This is a genomic window from Aminobacter sp. P4_D5, assembly GCF_056401815.1.
The window spans coordinates 1-18,790 of the sequence record NZ_JBFUIP010000072.1 but is presented as its reverse complement, the minus strand read 5'-3'; the positions used below and the strand labels follow the sequence as shown (position 1 = coordinate 18,790).

Genomic DNA, 18,790 nt, shown 5'->3' with positions numbered 1-18,790 from the left:
TATTCGACAGGAGGAATGCAATGACTGCCTTTAACAAGTTCAACATCTCGCGGCGTGGCCTGCTGGCCTTGGCCGGCGTGGGCCTCGCTACAACTGTTTTTCCCCGCCAGCTCCTTGCGCAGTCGGGCGGTGTCCTGATCATCGCCGCCGGCCAGGACATCCCCAATTTCGACCCGCACACCGCGACGGGCTATTCCGCGTCCTTTTTCCTGCGCAACGTCTATGACCCGCTCGTGCGTATCTCGGGCAATCCGCCCGTACCMACGCCGGGGATCGCTGAGAGCTGGGCCGTCAGCCCTGACGGGACAGAGTACACATTCGTTCTGAACAAGGCCGCGAAGTTCCATTCCGGCAATGCCGTCACCGCCGACGACGTGGTCTATTCCTTCGGCCGTGCGCTGAAGCTTGCCAAGGGCAATTCGTGGATGATCCGCGACATCGTCACCGCCGAGGGCGTATCGGCGGTCGACGCCGGAACGGTGAAGTTCAAGCTAGCAACGCCATTCGCACCATTCCTGCAGGTGCTGCCGTGGATCTTCATCGTCGAGAAGGCGGTGGTCGAGGCCAATCTCGGTAGCGACGCCGGCGAAACCTACCTCATGACCAACGCTGCCGGCTCAGGCCCGTTCACTGTCGCCCGCTTCGAGGTCGGCACGCTTTACCAGCTGGCCCGCGCGCCGGAAGCGTGGCAGGCCGGCGGCGGCAATCTTGAAGGGGTGATCTGGCAAATCGTGCGTGAGACCGCTACGCAGCGGCTGATGATCCAGCGCGGCGAAGCGCATATCGCCACCGACCTCACCAGCGAAGACATGGACGCACTGAAGGACGCGCCAGGCGTTGTCAGAGTCATCGAACCGGAATACCGCACCTTCTCGATCAAGATGAACACGCAGCATGGACCTTGTGCCGACATCAACCTGCGCAAGGCCATCTCCTATGCCACGAACTATCAGGCGATCCTGGACGCGGCAGGTTACGCCGACCCGATGAACGGCCCGCTGCCCAAGGGCATCCTCGGCTTCAATCCTGATCTCGTCGCCTATGGCACTGATCTGGCCAAGGCCAAGGAATACATGGCGAAGTCGGCCAAGCCTGAAGGCGGCTTCAAGCTCAAGATGTACCACGTCTCGGGTCTTGAGCAGCAGCGTCGCTGGGCACTCATCATGCTCGACAGCCTCAAGCAGCTCAACATCGAGCTCGAGATCGTGCCGATGAACTGGCCCGACATGGTCACCGCCTGCAAGTCGCCCGAAACCTTCCCGGACCTGTTCCCCGTTTACCAGACGGCGAACTATGGCGACCCTGATAATATCGCCTATGCGGCTTACCATTCGTCGCGCAACGGCGCCTGGCAGAACGCCGTCTACAAGAACCCGGAAGTCGACGCTCTCATTGAGGCTGGCCGCAAGGAAATCGACCAGGCCAAGCGCGTCGCCATTTACGGCGAATTCCAGAAGAAGGTCGTCGAGGACGCCCCCGACGTCTTCGGCGTGCTGGAGCGTCGCAAGCTCGCCATGCGCGACACGGTGAAGGACTACCACTTCACCCCAGTGGCCTCCAACGCCATCGAGGCCTGGGGCCTGTCGCTCGGCTAAGTCGAACATTTGGCGGGCCTCCGGGCCCGCCAAAGCTCCAACCAAAGGACATCGGCAATGCTGCATTTCATCCTGCGGCGGCTTCTGCTGCTCATACCGGTCATCGTCGGACTGACGATCATCATGTTCGCCATCGCACGCCTTCTGCCGGGCGATCCGGTGGCGCTCGCCGCAGGTCCGAACGCAACGCAGGCCGAAATCGCAGCACTTGCCGTGGAGTACGGCCTGGATAAGCCGATCTGGGTGCAGTACGGCACCTATGTCTCCGGGCTGGTTCATGGCGACCTCGGGACGTCGCTCCTCACGCGCCGTCCCGTCGCTGCCGATATTAAGGCCTACCTTCCCGCCACCCTCGAACTGGTGTTCGCGGCGATKTTCATCGCGGTCGCGGTCGGCATCCCGCTCGGCCTCGTGACTGCCGTTTGGCGCAACCGCTGGCCGGATTATCTCGCCCAGGTAGGCGCCATCGGCGCGATTTCGATGCCGCGCTTCTTCCTCGGCCTGCTTCTGCAGCTCTGCTTTGCCATGTGGTTGATGTGGCTGCCGCTCGGTGGCCGCCTGCCGATCGTCGTCATCCCGCCGCGCTTCGTCACCGGCTTCCTGACCATCGATTCATTGATCGCAGGCAACTGGAATACCTTCTTCATGTCGCTCCGCCATCTGGCGTTGCCTGCCATAGCCATGTCGCTTTCTCCGCTCGCCACGATCATGCGCATGATGCGCGCCTCGACGATCGAGGTGATGCAGCAGGACTATGTGATGACCGCGCGTGCGCTCGGTCTGCCATCTACAAAGATCATCACCAAATACGTCGCCCGAAACGCTGTCTCGGCCACGTTGACGGTGATCGGCCTCTATTTCGGCTGGCTGCTCGGCGGCACCGTACTGGTTGAAACCGTGTTCGACTGGCCGGGTCTTGGCCTCTACGCAACCAAAGCCATCATTTCGCAGGACATGATGCCGGTCATCGGCGTTGCACTGGTCATCGGCCTCCTCTTCGTCTTCGCCAACCTTGTCATCGACTTGCTCTACGGCGTCATCAACCCCAAGGTCCGCTATTCATGACCACGACCGAGCTGAACACAGCGGACGACATCGCCACGCCGCGCCGCGACAGGCTGCGCCGCGCTCTGTTCCGCTTTTCCCAGAGCAAGCTGTCGATGCTTGGTGCGGTCATTGTCGCGGTGGTGATCTTCTTCACCGTCTTTGGCACGGCGCTCGCCCCCTACCCCAACCATGTTACGGGCAGTGTCGACACCGCTTCCCGGTTCCTGGCACCGTCAGCGGCCCATCCCTTCGGCACCAACGAGCTTGGCCAGGACGTGCTTTCGCTCGTCATGGCCGGCACTACCGTTTCTGTACTCGCCGGCTTCGGTGTCGTGCTCATCGGCTCGGTAATCGGCACGCTGGTGGGCGCCGTTGCTGGCTTCGCCCGCGGCTGGGTCGACGAAGTGCTGATGCGGCTGACCGACCTCACCTTGACCATTCCCGGGCTGATCCTCGCCATGGCGATTGCCGCAGCCCTTGGCTCGGGCTTCGGCAACATGGTCATCGCCATCGCCCTGTCATGGTGGCCCGGCTATGCGCGACTGGTGCGCGGCGAGGTGCTCGCAGCGCGCGAAGAAGTCTATGTGACGGCAGCCCGCGCGCTCGGTGCCACACCGAAACGCATCCTCTTCCGTCATATCTTGCCCAACGTCGTCTCGCCAATCATCGTCAAGATGTCGCTCGACATGGGCTTTGCCATCCTTACCGTGGCAGGCCTCGGCTTCATCGGTATCGGCGTTCGACCGCCAACACCTGAATGGGGCACCCTGCTTTCAGTGTCGCGCTCATACATGCCCGACTACTGGTGGACGGCCATGGCGCCTGGCATGGCAATGTTTTTGGCGGTGTTCGGCTTCAATCTTTTGGGTGACGGCCTGCGCGACATCCTCGATCCGAAGGCGAGGCGCTGAGATGACCCAACCTCTCCTTGCGATCCGCGACCTGCACCTCAGGATGTCCAGCTTCGATGGCCGGGCACATGTGCTGAACGGGATCAATCTCACCGTGAACCGGGGCGAGATCTGGGGGCTCGTCGGAGAAAGCGGCTGCGGCAAGTCGCTGACTGGCCTGTCGGTCTCGCGCCTGCAGCCAACGCCGCCTGCGCACTATTCAGCGGGCGAGATCCTGCTGGAAGGCCAGGACCTGCTCAAGCTCAGCCCGGCCCAGATGCAGCGCTTGCGAGGCAAGCGTATCGGCATGATCTTCCAGGACCCGACGACAAACCTCAATCCGGCCTTCCGCATAGGCGAGCAGCTCGTCGACGTGGCGCTCGCCGCAGCCGAGCGCGATCCTGAAGTGATTGGTTGCCCGCCCAATGCCGGGCGGCGCGCACGCCGCCTCGCTGCACGCAAGATGGCCGGGGAAATGCTGGCTCGCGTCGGAATCCCCAATGCGCAGGCGCGGCTCGACAGCTATCCGCATCAGTTTTCCGGCGGCATGCGCCAGCGCGTCCTGATTGCCATGGCGCTGATCGGACGCCCGGATCTTCTCATCGCCGACGAGCCGACGACGGCACTCGACGTATCGGTCCAGGCCCAGATCCTCGAGCTCATCAAAAACAGCGTCAAAGATTTCAACATGGGTGTGGTGTTGATCACCCATAATCTCGGCGTCGTCGCCCAAACATGCAGCCATGTTGCTGTCATGTATGCGGGAAACATCGTCGAAAGCGGTCCGGTAGCAGCAGTGATCGGCAATCCGGTCCATCCCTACACGCGCGCCCTGATGTCAGCGATCCCGACCCGGGAAACCAAGCGCGGTGAGCTTCGCGGGCTGGCGGGGTCAGTGCCGAACCTGCTCACGCCGCCGCCGGGCTGCCGTTTTGCGCCGCGCTGCCAGTTCGCCCTGCCCGCGTGCACCGCAGCCACGCCGGCACCAGTGACGGTTGGCGACAGCCATGCTGCCGCCTGTATTCGCGTGAATGAAATGGAGGCGCTCGTCCATGACTGAGATCATGCTTGAGATCGACAACGTCTCGAAAATCTACCCAGGGCGTCGCGGCATCTTCGGCACATCGCCAGAGGTCCAGGCGCTGAAGAACGTATCGCTCAGCGTACGCAAGGGCGAGAGCTTTGGCCTTGTGGGCGAAAGTGGTTCGGGCAAGACGACCCTCACCCGCTCCATCCTGCATCTGGAGACGCCCACCTCGGGCAGTATCCGTGTGCAAGGCCAGGACCTCGGGAAATTGTCAGATGCCGAGCTGCGTCGGTTGCGCGCGCGCGTCCAGATCGTCTTCCAGGATCCCTATGCCTCGCTCAATCCGCGCATGTCGGTATACGACATCGTGATTGAGCCATTGGTGATCCACCACGAAACTTTGGGCCTGACAAACAGACAACGCAGCGACCGGGCTGCCGAGCTGCTCTCGCTTGTAGGCATGGGCTCGCAGCACCTGCATCGCTATCCGCACGAGTTCTCCGGCGGCCAACGCCAACGCATCTGCATCGCGCGTGCACTGGCCTCCGGGCCGGAGCTGCTTCTTCTGGACGAGCCGACCTCTGCGCTCGATGTCTCGGTGCAGGCGCAGGTTCTCAATCTCCTGTGCGAGTTACAGGATCGCCTCGGCCTGACCTATTTCTTCATCAGCCACGACCTGGCGGTGGTGCGTTATCTCTGCGATCGCGTGGCGCTGATCAACCGCGGTGAAATCGTCGAACAAGGCGATTGCGCCGACATCTTCGACTCCCCGACAAGCGAATATGCCCGCATGCTGATCGGTGCGATGCCAGAGGTGAGGGTTCCAGCAAATAGCGGTCGCAACGGCTAGATGTCGAGGTTAACACCATCCTGAACGCTGCCCTTACTCCACGCTGCCCCTTCCGGCGCGACTTCTGGCGCTTCTGCAAGGAGTCGGGCGAGGCCGATTTCACTCAGTAGAGCGTATCGGGACAGCGGCGACTGCGCGTCGAAACAGCGGACGAGCCCGATGGCGATCAGCCCGACCTCGGTCTCGACACGCGTTCCCAAGCGAAGGATCGTATCGTCTCGCGCTCTGTCCCGGCGCTGCTGCAGCGATGTGGGACGCGATGCCGACATTCATGAACGCAACAGGCGACTCATCGCTTGGCCCAATCGTCGGCGTCTTGCAGATCGATGCCCTGCACGGCCAGCGAGAGCCCCATTTGTTGCCTCAGAGAAGTCGTCTCGATTTGAACTCACGACCTGGCCTTTTTGACTTGAGCTGCTGAGAGTAAGCGACACGGCCGTACGTCGCTATGAGCATCAGCATTCACAAAGTGGTCCATCCTCTACCTTCCAGAACAGTAGGATCCCGCACAGATCGTCGCTCGACCAACAGGCTCGACCTGAGCGTACGGTCTGCTCTTGAGATCGACGATCTTCGTCGCGAAGGTCCGAAATTGCGGTCAAAAGCAGTCGGCAGAGAGCTAAGCCAATCCTTGAGCCAACATCGGCACACTGATAATATTTCCACGCGGCGGCAGTCTGTCCGCAGGCCGGCGCAACTTTGGAAGACTCAGCCGGGAGGCGCCGGCCAAGTTGGAGCGCCGCATGCAGGACCGCCCGCCACCCGACAAGCTGATTGTGGTCGCCGCCTTTGACCGCGACGACGACAGCGAGCTTTGTTGGGCATTTGAGCCACGGGAAATGCAAAGCGGCGAAGCAGCGGTCCGGTTCGCCAAGATGATCGAGGACCATCACATCGGAGTTATCGCTTGGGTTCGCGAGGTAAATCCGGCCATTGGCGAATATGGCGAGCCGAAGATTCTATACCAGCACGGCGAAGTGCCAGACATGGAGTGATGCGATCCTGTCATCAGCACAAAGGACGCCGTTCTGCTCCGGCCCCACAGAATAGGTGGGCATTGCATCGTTCTCAGCCCTGTTGGCGTTCCTCGCCTGGAACGCCGGCGGGCACGGCCGATGTCACCATATATTGCTTTCTCTAACATTCTCAATTTATTTAAATCAAATTTAGAATTGGCTCCCTGTGGCATAGCCGCCTCGGCAGCGCATAGCGTGTCCGCATGCGGATCGGCTCGCAACAGGCTGCCAGTGCACTGAGGGCTTTCGACATTGGACCGACGTGGATTGTTATCTGGAGAAGGGGCGGACTCTACCGCCTCTCGTGCCGGGCCAGGCCTCTCGGGCTACCCGATCCGAAGCGACGTTCGCCCTAGGGAGATCAGAATTGCGCCGACTTTCCGCCGCGACGAGATTGGCTAGCACTTGTTAGCAAGTGCCTAAAAGCAACATCCGTCCATGAATATGAAATCCCTCACGCCCGAATACTTGCGTGAGGCCGAATATACGCGCACGCTGATGTGGGCTGTTGGGGCGTTAACGGAGGTGTTCCGTGAGCCCTATGGTTTTGCCCCGACCTCGGTCTCGGCAACACTCTGCAAAACCTTCCAGCGCAATAGTTCAAAGTCTGTTCGCGACCTCTTCGCTGGTCGCAATCACTTCAGCGCTAGGCATTATGCTTTCGACGCTTGGTTCGGCAGATGCGCAGACAGTCGGACCGGGCACGGTAACCACTACCGTGAACGTCCCTGCCGGGACCACCACCGTGGTCGGCAACACCACCGTTTCGACGGCCGGCGCCACCAATGCGAGCAACGTCACAGGCGGGACGCTGGTCATCGACAGCTCGGCGGGAGCGTCTCCCGGCTTGATTGTTTTCCAGGTCGTCAACGGCAATGCGTTGCAGGCCAATGGCGGCACGATCAGCGTGCCGAACGGCGGCCTGAGCATCCAGACGGTGGGCGGCCACGCCGTGCTTGCCAACGGGGCTGCGAGCACGTTACCCTTAATGGCACGTCTATTACAACGACCGGCGTCGGCGCGGCGCTTGCCGCGATCGGCGGCACGATCAATGCCAGCACCACGGTCGTCAACAACACGGCCACCGCCGGCTCGACCATTTCGGCCGGCCACGGCGCCATCGCCGAGAGCGGCGGCACGATCTTGCTGCATGCCGGCACGAGCATCACGACGGCAGCCTTTAATTCCGTCGGGCTCGGGGCTTCGGGCGCCAACAGCCGCGTCGTCCCCGACGTGCTCATCCCGGTGACCATGAACGGCCGGGGCGCGATGGGGATCTATGTGCATGACGGTGGCCAGGTGACGCTGTTGCCAGGGTCGACGCTGCAGATGAATGGAACCAGCAGCGTGGGTATTGGCGTGGACAACACCACCGTTGCGCTCGGCACGATCGGCAGCGGCCTGACGATCAACTTCAACGCTGTCGGGGTGGCGGGACAGGCGGGAGGCACAGGCCTGTTTGCCGTCAATGGCGGTTCGCTCGCCATCGCGAATGTGACCGTCACAGGCACCAATGCCGCTGCCGGCGCCTGGGCGACCGCATCACGATCTCGGGTCAAAGCGTCATCAACATCAATTCCGCCCAGAATCCGACCGCCTACATCCTCCAAACGGCGAACCTCGTCACGCCGGGCGGCCCCGTGGCGTCAAGCTTCAGCGTGGTCAGTGCGATACCGGTGAGTGGCCTGCTCGCGCAGGGCGCCGGCGCGTTGATCACGAGCATTGGCACCACCATCAACGTGACCTCTAGTAACGTCTTCGCCGCCGGCGTCGACGCGGGCCTCGGCGGCACGGTTGACATGACCGCCAACACCATCACCACCACCGGCGCGAATTCCTTCGGCGTACGGGTCGATTCCAACGGTACGGTCGTCGGCCGCGACTCCCGCGTGACGACATCAGGCGGCGGTGCCGCGTTGTTCATCAATGGCGGGCCAGGTTCGATCGATCTCACCAACACTGCGGTGCAGGCGAACGGACCCAATACGGTTGGACTGTCATCGCTCAATCTGACCTCGGCCACGATCAATAGTGTCCGCTTGGCGGGTGGAAGCCTTGTCAGCAGCGCCTCGACCGCAGTTGAGGCGCAAGGCCCGCTGAACTTTACGGCAACCAATGGCGCGGTGATCACGGGCGGCGGCGGCTTGTTGATCGAAACTTTCGCCAGCACATTCGGCCCTGCACAACCGACCGCCGTTCAGTTCGACGCCTCGAATGGCAGCGTGCTCACCGGTGATGCGTTGATCGCCGCGCAAACGACAACCAACATCAGCCTCGCCACCGGTTCGCATTGGACGGGTGCGGCTTTCAACGTTACCAACGTATCGGTCGACCCGACCAGCATCTGGACCATGACGGCGAGTTCGACCGTCTCGCAGCAGACGACGAACGCCGGTCTGATCGATGTCACCCCGCCGGTCGGCGATCCGACATTGCTTGCGAGCTACAAGACGCTGACGACGCAGAATTATGTCGGCCAGGGCGGCAGGCTGGCGCTGAACACCTATCTTGGCGCCGATGGGGCTCCCTCCGACCGGCTGGTCATCAATGGCGGCACGGCGACGGGCAGCACCACACTCCTCGTCAGGAACACGACTGGTCCAGGCGCCTTGACCCTTTCCGACGGCATCAAGGTGGTCGACGCCATCAATGGCGCGACGACTGCGAACGGGTCGTTCGTGCTGCGCGGCACCTATGTCACCGCCGACGGCCAGCAGGCAGTGGTCGGCGGCGCCTACGCCTATACGCTGTTCCACAATGGCGTCACCGATCCCAGCGACAGCGACTGGTATCTGCGCTCGCAATTGACCCCGCCTCCGGATCCCACGCCTGAGCCGCCAGAGCCGCGTTATCAGCCCGGCGTGCCGCTCTACGAGGTCTATCCGCAGCACCTGCTGGCGCTCAACACCGTACCCACGCTGCAGCAGCGGGTCGGCAACCGCTACTGGAAAGAGCCTGCACCCGAGACGGTGTTCTGCAAGGACGCGTCGAAGAATTTCCAATGCCCCGTCTCTTCTGAGCAGGCGCAATATTATGCCGGCGCCGATGGCCACCGGGCGCTGATCGAGGACCAACGAGCGATCTGGGGCCGCATCGAAGGCAGCCACGCCAGCATCGAACCGGCGTTCACCACCTCGGGTACCAACTACGACACCAATGTGTGGAAGCTGCAGGCCGGTCTCGACGGGCTGCTGCACGAGGCCGAGAACGGCTCGAAGCTGATCGGCGGCATCACGGTGCATCTCGGCCATGCCTCAAGCGACGTCACCTCGTTCTTCGGCGATGGTGACATCGACACGACAGGTGGCGGCTTTGGCGGCACGCTGACCTGGTATGACCAGAACGGCTTTTATGTCGATGGCCAGGCCCAGCTGACCTGGTTCAACAGCGACCTGACCTCAAAGGCGCTTGGGCTTGCGACGCCGACGCTTGTCGATGGCAATGGCGGTTTTGGTTATGCGCTGTCGGTCGAAACCGGCAAGAAGTTCGACCTCAACGAGACCTGGACGCTGACCCCGCAAGCCCAGCTCGTCTACGCCAATGTCGATTTCTCCAGCTTCAGGGATGTCTTCGGCGCCAATGTCTCGCTCGGCAGCGGCGACTCGCTTCTTGGCCGGCTCGGCATCTCCGCCGACCACGACCAGAACTGGAAGGACGACGAAGGCAAGACCCGGCGCCGCCATCTCTACGGCATCGCCAATCTCTATTACCAGTTCCTCGACGCCACCCAGGTCGACGTTTCAGGCGTAAGCTTCGAGAGCCGGCCGGACAGGCTGTGGGGCGGGCTTGGCCTCGGCGGTAGCTACAACTGGAACGACGACAAATATTCGGTCTATGGCGAGGTTTCGGTCAACAGTTCGCTCGAAAACTTCGGCGACAGCTACGCCCTTGCCGGCACCGCCGGCTTCAGGGTGAAGTGGTAGGAAACAACGAAAAGGCCTGCCGGGAGGTCAACCGGCAGGCCCAAGCTGAACCGTGTCGGAGGTGTGAGCACGCCCCACGGACGGCAAGGACGGACCCGCATGCGGCATGATGGTCTTGCCCAAACGGGCGTAGCTGAAAGGTAAGACCACGCCCATTTTGCTCCGCTCAACAAACGTAAAATCAGGTTCCCACCAAAACAAATGTAGCCCCGCCACCTTTCGGCAGCGGGGCGACAGAAAAACGTCACATAGGAGATAGCGTTACCGCGGTGACTTTAGTCGCGTCATCTTGATCGAGCGTAATTGACACCTTAGCGCCAGCTACGATCTCAGCAGGTATCGCAACGTCAGTCGGCACGGTGTAGCTCTTGCCGTCTTCTAGAGTAATAACCTTCGTTTCCTTGTTGAATTCCTTGACAACGCCGTCAGCCGAAGCTGCCCATACCGCGCCACTCATGAGTGCAACGGTGCCGAGGGCGATAATGAGTTTCCTCATTGTCTTTCTCCCAGGATCAGTCCCTTCGCCTAGCAAACGGGCAACGGGGTAAATGGTTGCGCAGAAAAGGGCCCCAGCCATTGCGCCAGCGCGCGGCACTTGGCACGATCGGAACCCACTAGTCCGGTTCCCATCAACGGAAAAACCCCCGCCACTTTTAGGGTGACTGGGCATTTGGGTGGTTCAATGTCAGAGTATTTTACGTTCCCGCGTGATGCCCAAATCGAACTCAACTGCGAGGCCGGCATCCACTGCCGCCGCGGCGATGAGATTGGCGAGCTCTCTGTCAGACATGTTGCATTCGGGAAGTTCCGTGCGTAGCGCTCTGACACCTGTTTAGTCGAAACCGGTCGATAGCAGCTCTTGCTAGATGCTGAATACATGACTGCGAGCCCCTCAACTGTGTGCCGTACACGGTTTCCATGGTCCATGATTGCACCTCCCAGAGCGGTAATATCCCTGAGATTTGACCATCAAGTTCTGACAAGAAATGGTCTGCCGGAGGGGCAAAGCCGGCATTCCTCATGCCGCAGCCCCACCGCTTCCTTGCCGCTCGATTAGACGGCCTCGACATTCGTGAAGCCGTGGTCCCCCGCCTCACACTTCATCCGGCCGATGAGCGAGTCGACATCAACTTCGCCGAATATCTCGATGAGATCGGACGGGAAATAGTGATGAGCGCGATTGCAGTAGGCGCAGCGGACGCGCACGAGTTGCCGGCCATCGTTCAGGTTGGACAGCTGAAAAGGCTTTGATTTGTTCGGCGCAGGCATGAGAATGAAATAGGAATAAACTCCTTTCATGGTCAATTCACATCACGCTAACGTTATGGCAGCAAGTGTTCTCTTTGCCACCCGCGTCACTGCCTGCAAGCGCTGCGGCGGGGGCTCGCGGTACCGCTCTCGTCCGTTCTGCGAACGGAGCCTTCAGGCTGCATCTCACGGGCGGGTGCGCCGGAGGGACGGGCATCCGCCTTGGCCTGACACGCGCGTTTATTTTTGATTTCGAAGAAAAAACGACTGGTTGACGCTGGGATAGTCGCCCCTAAGGTGAGTTCTGCTCTGACCTCAGATCCGAGCGGCGCGCTCGCCTCGATTCGATCCCCTCATCCCCTCAGAAGCGGGCGCGCCATTTTTCCCCCTTAACGGTTTGTCCGACGTCATGAGGCGGTAGCGCACAGCCGAGCAGACCGAGGCCAGCACAGCCAAATTCCTGTGAACTGCTCCAGAGGGAACCGGGAGGGTCCCCGTCGCATTTAGACCCATGAGCTAAACAACAGGAGTGGATAAGATGCGTAAGATCCTGATCGGTTGTGCGCTCGTTGCCGGCATGGGCGTTGGGTTGCCTCTGCCTGCTTCTGCGCAGGACATCCAACTTGAATTTGGTCGCGATGGACTGCGCCTGAATCAGGGCTGCAACCCGCGCTACGGGGATTGCCGCCAGGACGGTTACCGCGATGGCTACTACCCCGACAATCGACGCAGTATGCAGCGGATTTGCACCGAGGGCCGCGCGCTCGACAAGGCCGAACGCATGGGCATACGCCGTGCCCGCATCGCGGATGTCGGCAGACGGACGATCGAGGTCTTAGGCCGCGACCGCGACGGCGATCGCATCTATGTCACCTTCGGTCGCTCGCCGAGCTGCCCGGTGCTGAGCTAGTCGAACTCTTGCAGCGGGAGCATGACGCACCAGGCCGCGCTTGACTCAGCCGCGTTCCCCTTCGGCAGGGCTTAGGCCAGCGCAGGCCACCACCAAGGAGCGCACCCCCATGCCAAGCCTGAACATTATTATTATTATTGCCTTCGTGGCCGCGATTGCCGCCTTCCCCGTCGCCTCCAACGAGCCGCCCACTCAGCAACAGACGTGGCAGTCAATGGATCCCGCATTGGGACCGGACCAGACTTATACAGATGTAGTCGTCGTTGAGTTCGAGAGCTTGTTGGGGCCGACGAAAAGGGAAGTGGAAGCCGTTATCKCGGATACGAACGCTGATGAGTTACAAGAGTTGCAAGCTCTCATCGGCGACTCACGCCAGGCATTGTTGACGCTTGCGGCGGCTGGGCTGAATCCCACGCATGTCTTGGCGGCTGGGGTTACGTCTGATGGTGTCTTGACGTTGGTCGTCCAACAAACCGCCTAGCTGGGTCTAGGGGCGGGTCGCCCGCAGGCAATCGCCGCGTCCGCACGAAACGGAACGATCGGCCGCCGCGCGTTTCAGCTATCCTGCTGGTTGAAAAGAGGCCGGCAATGTTAACAATCATGGCCTTGGCCGCCACTGCGAGCCTTTATCTGATCTTTGCGCTCGTCGGGCAGACTTGGTGCTCTTTGCGTCGTGGCGCAATATATGACGGCGTTAAATCTGGGATTGCGGGACTTATCTTTATTGCGTGCCTTGTCACCGTCATCGCAATCGCGTGGACAGAGAGCTGCGGATTTGACTGTACCGGTGCGGTCGTCGCGTGGGAGTAGCGGTTCTTGCGCTTTGCGACCCGCTTCACCGTCAGCAAGCGCTATAGCAACCGCGAACTCAACAGCATCTATATCTCCGCCGGGAAGCTACCGCGATAGACGATATTCAACGAGGTTCAGCGCCGCGCTACAATGGAACCCTTGGGAACGCTGGTGCGTTTTTTGCACGTCGTAAATTGGGAGGAACGATCATGGAAGGGCATCCCGACACGCGGCAGTTCGTGAGAGTCGATCCGCCGCATGACCCCGAGAAATACGAGGCATCCGAGTTGGCCGAAAAATACGGCTTGTCACGCGGGCAAGCTCGTACGCTCATCACAATCCATGGATCATCTCGTCTGAGGTTGGATGCGATCATGGAGATGAAGCAAATTAAGGCCAAATGACCCCCTTCATCCCGCCGTGTATCCCGACGCTGGTCGACAAACCACCCGAAGGCGATGCCTGGTCGCATGAGATCAAATACGACGGCTACCGGACCCAGATCCACCTAGCTAAGGGCCATGCTGTCGCCTTCACCCACAACGGCCACGACTGGTCGATGAAATATGCGGCGGTGCTGGCCTCCGTGCGCTCCTTGATCAAACGCGACGCGATCACCGACGGCGAGATGGTCGTGCAGGACGAGACTGGGCGAACCGACTTCGCCAGGCTTTCTAGCGCGATCACGCGGGAAAGCGCCAGCCTGGTGTTCTATGCCTTCGACCTGGTTGGCCTCGACGGCAACGACTTCCGAAAGCAGCGCTGCGACGACAGGCGTGCCCAGCTGCACGAGCTCGTCGGCGATCCCCGCCCCGACTCGGCCATCCAGTTCAGCCAGGCGTTCGAAGGTTCCGGGGCCGAGTTCTTCGCAACCGCCGAAGCGATGGACCTCGAGGGCATCGTTTCGAAACGCAAGGCCAGCATCTACCGCGGCGGCTACAGCAAGGACTGGCTGAAAACCAAGGCCTACATCACCCGCGAATACGTCGTCATCGGCTACGAGCACAAGCGCGGCGGCGCGCCTTCCCTGCTGCTGGCGGACATGACAGAGGGCTACCTTCGCTATGTGGGCCGAGCCATTCCAGCAATAGGCGGCAAGCAACGAAGCGAGCCTTGGGAGTCATTGGATTATCTGGGCGAGGCCAAGTTCGCGGCCTCGATCGGCACCGGCAACAAGCGCGCCGTCCCAGTGCAGCCAGTGTTGCGCGTCATGGCCAAGCACCCGCGAGGCGAGGACAAGCTGCGGCATGCGACCGTCACGGAAGTCCTGGTGCCTTGAAAAATAGAAGGCCTGCCGGGAGGTCACCGGCAGGCCCATGCTGAGGCGTGTCGGAGGGGAGCACGCCTCGCGGACAGCAAAAACCACATTGCGGCATGGGTCTTGTCCAGACGGGCGCAGCTGAAAGGTTTAAGACCACGCCCAATCTGCTCCGCACGCGCGGAAACGTCGGTCGTCCAAATGTTCCCACCAACGCAGAAAAATCCCGCACCTTTCGGCAGCGGTGCACAGACGACCGAAATATCAGTCACGAAATCAGCCAACAGCCTGGCAGATGTGGCAGACCCTTTAACTTGCACTCACCCGAACGGGTCAGTTTGCTATTAGGGTACACTAAAATCGACCGAAATTACCCTCCAGTTGTAATGGCTAGTATTACAAGCCTATTCTGCTTATTAACTCCGGCTAAATTACGGGGGAACAGGGTAATGAAAAATATTCTGCGTTTGTGGGGCGGGTCAACCGCAGTCACCGTTGCGCAGGTGCATTCACGCCTGATTTTTCACGGACCAGTCGAGCGCCGGTAAGCAGAGGCGCAATTTCCGCTCGATGCTCACGTCGGTTTCATAAGCGGGTGATTTCCTCTGGCAGCAGGCCGCACAAAGCAGATCGCGGAAAACTCTGGTCCTTTCGGATGGAGCGCGGGCGGCCTAAGTGTTCTGCCCCTGTTCACGCCAACCGTTGTTCAGCGGGAAACCAACGCGACGCCCTCCTTTACAGTGGCCCTTTAAACTGAGCCTGTGTGTACTKTTTCACTTTTCCAACCAAAGTGAGCCAACGGAAGTCAAGGATCTAGAATGCCAACGAAGAACGTGCCGTATTTCAGTCAATGGGAAACGCCCGAAATGACATTGCCTGTTGTCGCAAAGGGAGCGGTTGCCTTGCTGGATGATCCGCTTTGGCGTCAATCCGGAGCGCAGACGGTTGAGGAATACGCGCATTGGGCGGTAAACCTCTGCGGCATGGCGTGCCTGAAGATGATCCTCGCAACGCGGGGCGAGAATTACCCCACGCTTGAGCTTGCCCGCGCCTGCACCCAGCGCGGCGGTTATGTCGTCAGTGAAGACGGGGCTTCCATCAAAGGGCTAATCTACGCACCGTTTGTCGAAATGGTGTCCAGCCGTTTCGGGCTGAAAGCCGAAATCATGACCGGTGTCGAGGCGACCGCCATTCCGGAGCTTCTTTCACGATGGCAGTTTTTCATGGCCTCGGTGCACCATTCCATCCGCTGGCCCGATCAGAGCCCTCCCTCAAAGGGCGGCCATCTGGTGCTAATAACGTCATCAGCCTCTCCGCAAGCTGTCCGTTTTCATAATCCATCCGGCCATGATCGAGCTAGCCAGGCAGACGCCGTTCTGCCGCTCGATGTCTTCGATCGGTTCTTCGCCGGTCGCGGGATCGCCGTGAGTTTGTAACACCACCTTCAAAGCACTCAATCGGCGGGAAGCAACGGGACGAACTCTGGCAGGCGCTGGAATATCTGCACACAGGGAAATGGGTCGCCTCAATCGGGGTCGGCAACAAAGGAGCGGTGCCGGTTCAGCCGGTCTTGCGCGTCATGGCCAAGCACCTGCGAGGCGAGGACAAGTTGCGACATGCGGCCGTGACGGAAATTTTGGTGCCGTTAAGGTAACGTGCCACAGATTCGACAGGCCGCACTAGCTGCGCATTCGAGAGAGCCCGATGTTGTCAGAAGCACACGAGACCAAAAATACCCCACTTGGATTTAGAGTGCGCCCGTCTTTGAAGAAAGCACTCGAAAAAGCAGCCAGGGATGATCACCGATCCACTTCGGCCATGGCAGAACTAATTCTGGCCGAATGGCTCCGGGACAAAGGCTACTTGGCGCGGGAAAATATGGAGTAACCTTCAGGAGGCAACATTCGGTTTAATGCCACACGAAACCGGTCCACGTTGACGGACCTGATCGCAGAAACGGCCTGCCTAGCAAAGGTTCGACAGGCCGCTTCCAGCACAGATCTGGTTGCATCAGCATCACTGCGCACCACCAGGTTGCCACGGTTGCCAAGGAATCAAAAGGCCAGCCGGGAGGGGTCACGGCAGGCCTTGCCTGGAGCATGCATGTGGGGTTCGGGTGCACACTCCAGACATCACAAACCACGTAGTGCCCAGATTGGTTCCTCAACGTCCGCGCGATATTCATTTGTATGTCCGCGGTTGCGAGGAGTACAATTCGCCATCGACGGTAACTTTCGCGGGCATCGTCGACTGAAAGCGCCAATGCTTCCGCCCTGTTGTGGAGGAGGAAGCGATGGTAGCTCCCATTTCTGCGTTCGACTTTGACGTGATCCGTACCGTGATGGAGAAATTCGCTTCCACCGGCACCACGGACCCGGACGATCTGCGCCAATTCGCTCGGACCATCGCGGAAGACTACTGCCCGGGCGAGGTCTATTCGGATGAAATGATCGTTGTGCTGGTGAGCGCGGCGCTTACCTCTAGGGACGTGTCTAACGCAACCGAGTGATTTGCTGCTCCGCAACTGACAGTAGTGTATCAACCTCATCAAACAGTCGTCTATTGGTCATGTGCGCTATGCTGCGCCGCAGGGCTCGAAGCTCCCGGCGGAGCATTTCGGCATCGGCGAGTTCATCGACAAGTATCGACGGAGCCTAACTGTGGACGGCTTCGTTTCGACGTGGTTGGAAGTTACACCGAACGGGCATCCCCATAACCCACATGCAGTCTCAGTTCCCGCCTACCAGGCCAAGCCACTACTACTCGCATAAAAGGCCTGCCGGGAGGTCACCGGCAGGCCGATAGGCGTGTCGGAGGGGAGCACACCTCACGGACAGCAAAGACCCGCATTACGGCACKAGGTCTTGCCCAGACGGGCGCAGCTGAAAGGTTAAGACCACGCCCATTCTGCTCCGCTCATCAAAACGTCGGTCGTTCAAATCAGGTTCCCACAATACAGGAAAAAGCCCGCCACCTTTCGGCAGGTAGCGCGGCGATGCGATGGTTGCCGCCACCAAAACAAAAATAAGAAGAAGGTAATAATTGGCTTTGCGTTTCCATGGCTCATTAACGCAACGAGCACATGCTGATGCCGTCCGGGTCACCGCCCCACAGCCCACGGCCCGGATCGCGCGCTCGGCTCAAAGGTCGGTGGCATCCCTGCTTGCCGAAACCGGAAAGGCCGGGCGCGTCGACGAGAAAGGCCTGCTCGGAATGGTTCTTCCAAACAGGCCAATGACATCGCGTAAGGTGCGTGCTTGGGGGCTGGGGACACCGACGCAATGCTCGGTTAAACGATTTAAGGATCTGCGCCGGTGCTCTGCCCCGCCATACCCCGCCTCAATGTCATCCAACGGCACCTGGGAATCAATTAGATCGATCGATTGATGCGCCGTACGTGGGTGGTCACATTGGAGCGTGACAGCGGCTTTTGGCCTGCCCAGCAGCGTAGGCACGGCTGCCGCACCCATGCCCCGGGCGAGGGCAAGTTCATTGTGATACCGAACCTGATTTCCGCCAAGCAATATTTGTCGTTTCCGCAACCGCAGAAAAAGCCCCGCCACCTTTCGGCACGCGGCAATTCGTATTGCGTCCGCATTGGGTAGAAGACGGCCGCTCCGGAAAGCGATCGCATTCTTCACGTCTAGGCTCTTACTTGAACATCACGACATCACCGGGGGGTACATCTGGTTTGCTAACGCCCGTAGCACTTGAAGACCGAGCATCGGCCTTTTTCACACGCGTCAAACGTCTGCATCACGCCTGCATCACGCCTGCATGGCAATCTATCGTTCGCCGGCGGTTTAGAGGCGCCAGGTTGCAAACCTACTCTCCGCCTGCGAAGCAACAAAGGAGGCTTACATGACCAGGATTATTCTTGCATGGATAGCAGCCCTCACAACCGTAACATTGGTTTATGCTGGCGGCATTGCAGGAAGAGAATGCCATGAGGTAAACGGTCATCAATCTTGCGTTAAGATGAATGACACTGAAGGAAGTTGAGAAGGCTTAGGAGCCCAACTCTGGTCATCACGCCGCCGCTAGTATGATTGTCGATCCGCGCGGCGGGTGGCCAATTTGGTGACTGACGCGACCGAAGCCATCAATCGAACCTTTCAGGCGGTCAACGTACGCCTGATCATTGTGTTGAGGTCGTGCCTTCCATTCGGCCTATCAGCTACAACAGACAGGCCTGCCGGTCGAGGGGCTGGCCAGCAGGCCTCAGGGTGGGGGC

General features: G+C 60.2%; 19 protein-coding genes. 16 read left to right on the top strand and 3 right to left on the bottom strand.

Annotation, left to right across the window (positions count from 1 at the left end):
- The first annotated feature begins 20 nt into the window (after nucleotides 1-20).
- The 5 genes from AC1DWF_RS16865 to AC1DWF_RS16845 are packed head-to-tail and all read left to right on the top strand — an operon-like array spanning nucleotide 21 to nucleotide 5,409.
- Complete coding sequence (locus tag AC1DWF_RS16865) at nucleotides 21-1,595, top strand: ABC transporter substrate-binding protein (protein ID WP_476788575.1); 1,575 nt, start codon at nucleotides 21-23, stop codon at nucleotides 1,593-1,595.
- Between the two features lie 57 nt (nucleotides 1,596-1,652).
- Entirely contained in the window at nucleotides 1,653-2,660 is a 1,008-nt protein-coding gene (locus AC1DWF_RS16860) for an ABC transporter permease (RefSeq protein ID WP_476841855.1), read from the top strand.
- A complete protein-coding gene (locus tag AC1DWF_RS16855; RefSeq protein WP_476783074.1) occupies nucleotides 2,657-3,553 on the top strand; it encodes an ABC transporter permease in 897 nt (298 codons plus the stop codon). Before AC1DWF_RS16860 ends, AC1DWF_RS16855 begins: the two co-directional genes overlap by 4 nt.
- 1 nt (nucleotide 3,554) lies before the next feature.
- A complete protein-coding gene (locus tag AC1DWF_RS16850; RefSeq protein ID WP_476783075.1) occupies nucleotides 3,555-4,592 on the top strand; it encodes an ABC transporter ATP-binding protein in 1,038 nt (345 codons plus the stop codon).
- Nucleotides 4,585-5,409 (top strand): ATP-binding cassette domain-containing protein, encoded by an 825-nt coding sequence (locus tag AC1DWF_RS16845; protein WP_476783076.1) that lies wholly within the window; start codon nucleotides 4,585-4,587, stop codon nucleotides 5,407-5,409. The genes AC1DWF_RS16850 and AC1DWF_RS16845 overlap by 8 nt, the downstream gene beginning before the upstream one ends.
- On the opposite strand, the gene AC1DWF_RS16840 is transcribed toward AC1DWF_RS16845, so the two are convergent.
- Complete coding sequence (locus AC1DWF_RS16840; RefSeq protein WP_476783077.1) at nucleotides 5,406-5,609, bottom strand: hypothetical protein; 204 nt, start codon at nucleotides 5,607-5,609, stop codon at nucleotides 5,406-5,408. The genes AC1DWF_RS16845 and AC1DWF_RS16840 overlap by 4 nt on opposite strands.
- Before the next feature lie 543 nt (nucleotides 5,610-6,152).
- On the opposite strand from AC1DWF_RS16840, the gene AC1DWF_RS16835 reads away from it, so the two are divergent.
- Nucleotides 6,153-6,404, top strand: coding sequence for a hypothetical protein (locus tag AC1DWF_RS16835; RefSeq protein ID WP_476788574.1), 252 nt, complete (start codon nucleotides 6,153-6,155; stop codon nucleotides 6,402-6,404).
- A 621-nt stretch (nucleotides 6,405-7,025) separates the two neighbouring features.
- On the opposite strand, the gene AC1DWF_RS16830 is transcribed toward AC1DWF_RS16835, so the two are convergent.
- Entirely contained in the window at nucleotides 7,026-7,538 is a 513-nt protein-coding gene (locus tag AC1DWF_RS16830; RefSeq protein ID WP_476841854.1) for a hypothetical protein, read from the bottom strand.
- Nucleotides 7,539-7,568: 30 nt separating this feature from the next.
- On the opposite strand from AC1DWF_RS16830, the gene AC1DWF_RS16825 reads away from it, so the two are divergent.
- Entirely contained in the window at nucleotides 7,569-8,105 is a 537-nt protein-coding gene (locus AC1DWF_RS16825; protein WP_476841853.1) for a hypothetical protein, read from the top strand.
- Nucleotides 8,066-10,348 (top strand): autotransporter family protein, encoded by a 2,283-nt coding sequence (locus tag AC1DWF_RS16820; RefSeq protein WP_476804440.1) that lies wholly within the window; start codon nucleotides 8,066-8,068, stop codon nucleotides 10,346-10,348. Before AC1DWF_RS16825 ends, AC1DWF_RS16820 begins: the two co-directional genes overlap by 40 nt.
- A gap of 244 nt (nucleotides 10,349-10,592) precedes the next feature.
- Here the strand turns inward: AC1DWF_RS16820 and AC1DWF_RS16815 are convergent, their stop codons facing one another.
- Nucleotides 10,593-10,844 (bottom strand): DUF1344 domain-containing protein, encoded by a 252-nt coding sequence (locus AC1DWF_RS16815; protein ID WP_476785372.1) that lies wholly within the window; start codon nucleotides 10,842-10,844, stop codon nucleotides 10,593-10,595.
- Between the two features lie 524 nt (nucleotides 10,845-11,368).
- On the opposite strand from AC1DWF_RS16815, the gene AC1DWF_RS16810 reads away from it, so the two are divergent.
- From AC1DWF_RS16810 to AC1DWF_RS16775, 8 genes are all read left to right on the top strand, one after another.
- Nucleotides 11,369-11,599, top strand: a complete 231-nt coding sequence (locus tag AC1DWF_RS16810) for a hypothetical protein (protein ID WP_476785373.1) — start codon at nucleotides 11,369-11,371, stop codon at nucleotides 11,597-11,599.
- Nucleotides 11,600-12,134: 535 nt separating this feature from the next.
- Nucleotides 12,135-12,506 carry a hypothetical protein gene (locus tag AC1DWF_RS16805; protein WP_476785374.1) on the top strand — a complete coding sequence of 124 codons (372 nt, stop codon included), beginning with the start codon at nucleotides 12,135-12,137 and terminating at the stop codon, nucleotides 12,504-12,506.
- A gap of 109 nt (nucleotides 12,507-12,615) precedes the next feature.
- On the top strand, nucleotides 12,616-12,987 hold the full coding sequence (locus AC1DWF_RS16800) for a hypothetical protein (protein ID WP_476841852.1): 372 nt from the start codon (nucleotides 12,616-12,618) through the stop codon (nucleotides 12,985-12,987).
- A 520-nt stretch (nucleotides 12,988-13,507) separates the two neighbouring features.
- Nucleotides 13,508-13,702 (top strand): hypothetical protein, encoded by a 195-nt coding sequence (locus tag AC1DWF_RS16795; RefSeq protein ID WP_476785376.1) that lies wholly within the window; start codon nucleotides 13,508-13,510, stop codon nucleotides 13,700-13,702.
- Entirely contained in the window at nucleotides 13,699-14,577 is an 879-nt protein-coding gene (locus AC1DWF_RS16790) for an ATP-dependent DNA ligase (protein ID WP_476788571.1), read from the top strand. Before AC1DWF_RS16795 ends, AC1DWF_RS16790 begins: the two co-directional genes overlap by 4 nt.
- 797 nt (nucleotides 14,578-15,374) lie before the next feature.
- Complete coding sequence (locus tag AC1DWF_RS16785; RefSeq protein WP_476787155.1) at nucleotides 15,375-15,992, top strand: C39 family peptidase; 618 nt, start codon at nucleotides 15,375-15,377, stop codon at nucleotides 15,990-15,992.
- A gap of 857 nt (nucleotides 15,993-16,849) precedes the next feature.
- A complete protein-coding gene (locus AC1DWF_RS16780; protein ID WP_476788570.1) occupies nucleotides 16,850-17,065 on the top strand; it encodes a hypothetical protein in 216 nt (71 codons plus the stop codon).
- Between the two features lie 1,352 nt (nucleotides 17,066-18,417).
- On the top strand, nucleotides 18,418-18,558 hold the full coding sequence (locus tag AC1DWF_RS16775) for a hypothetical protein (protein WP_476787223.1): 141 nt from the start codon (nucleotides 18,418-18,420) through the stop codon (nucleotides 18,556-18,558).
- The last annotated feature ends 232 nt before the right edge of the window (nucleotides 18,559-18,790 follow it).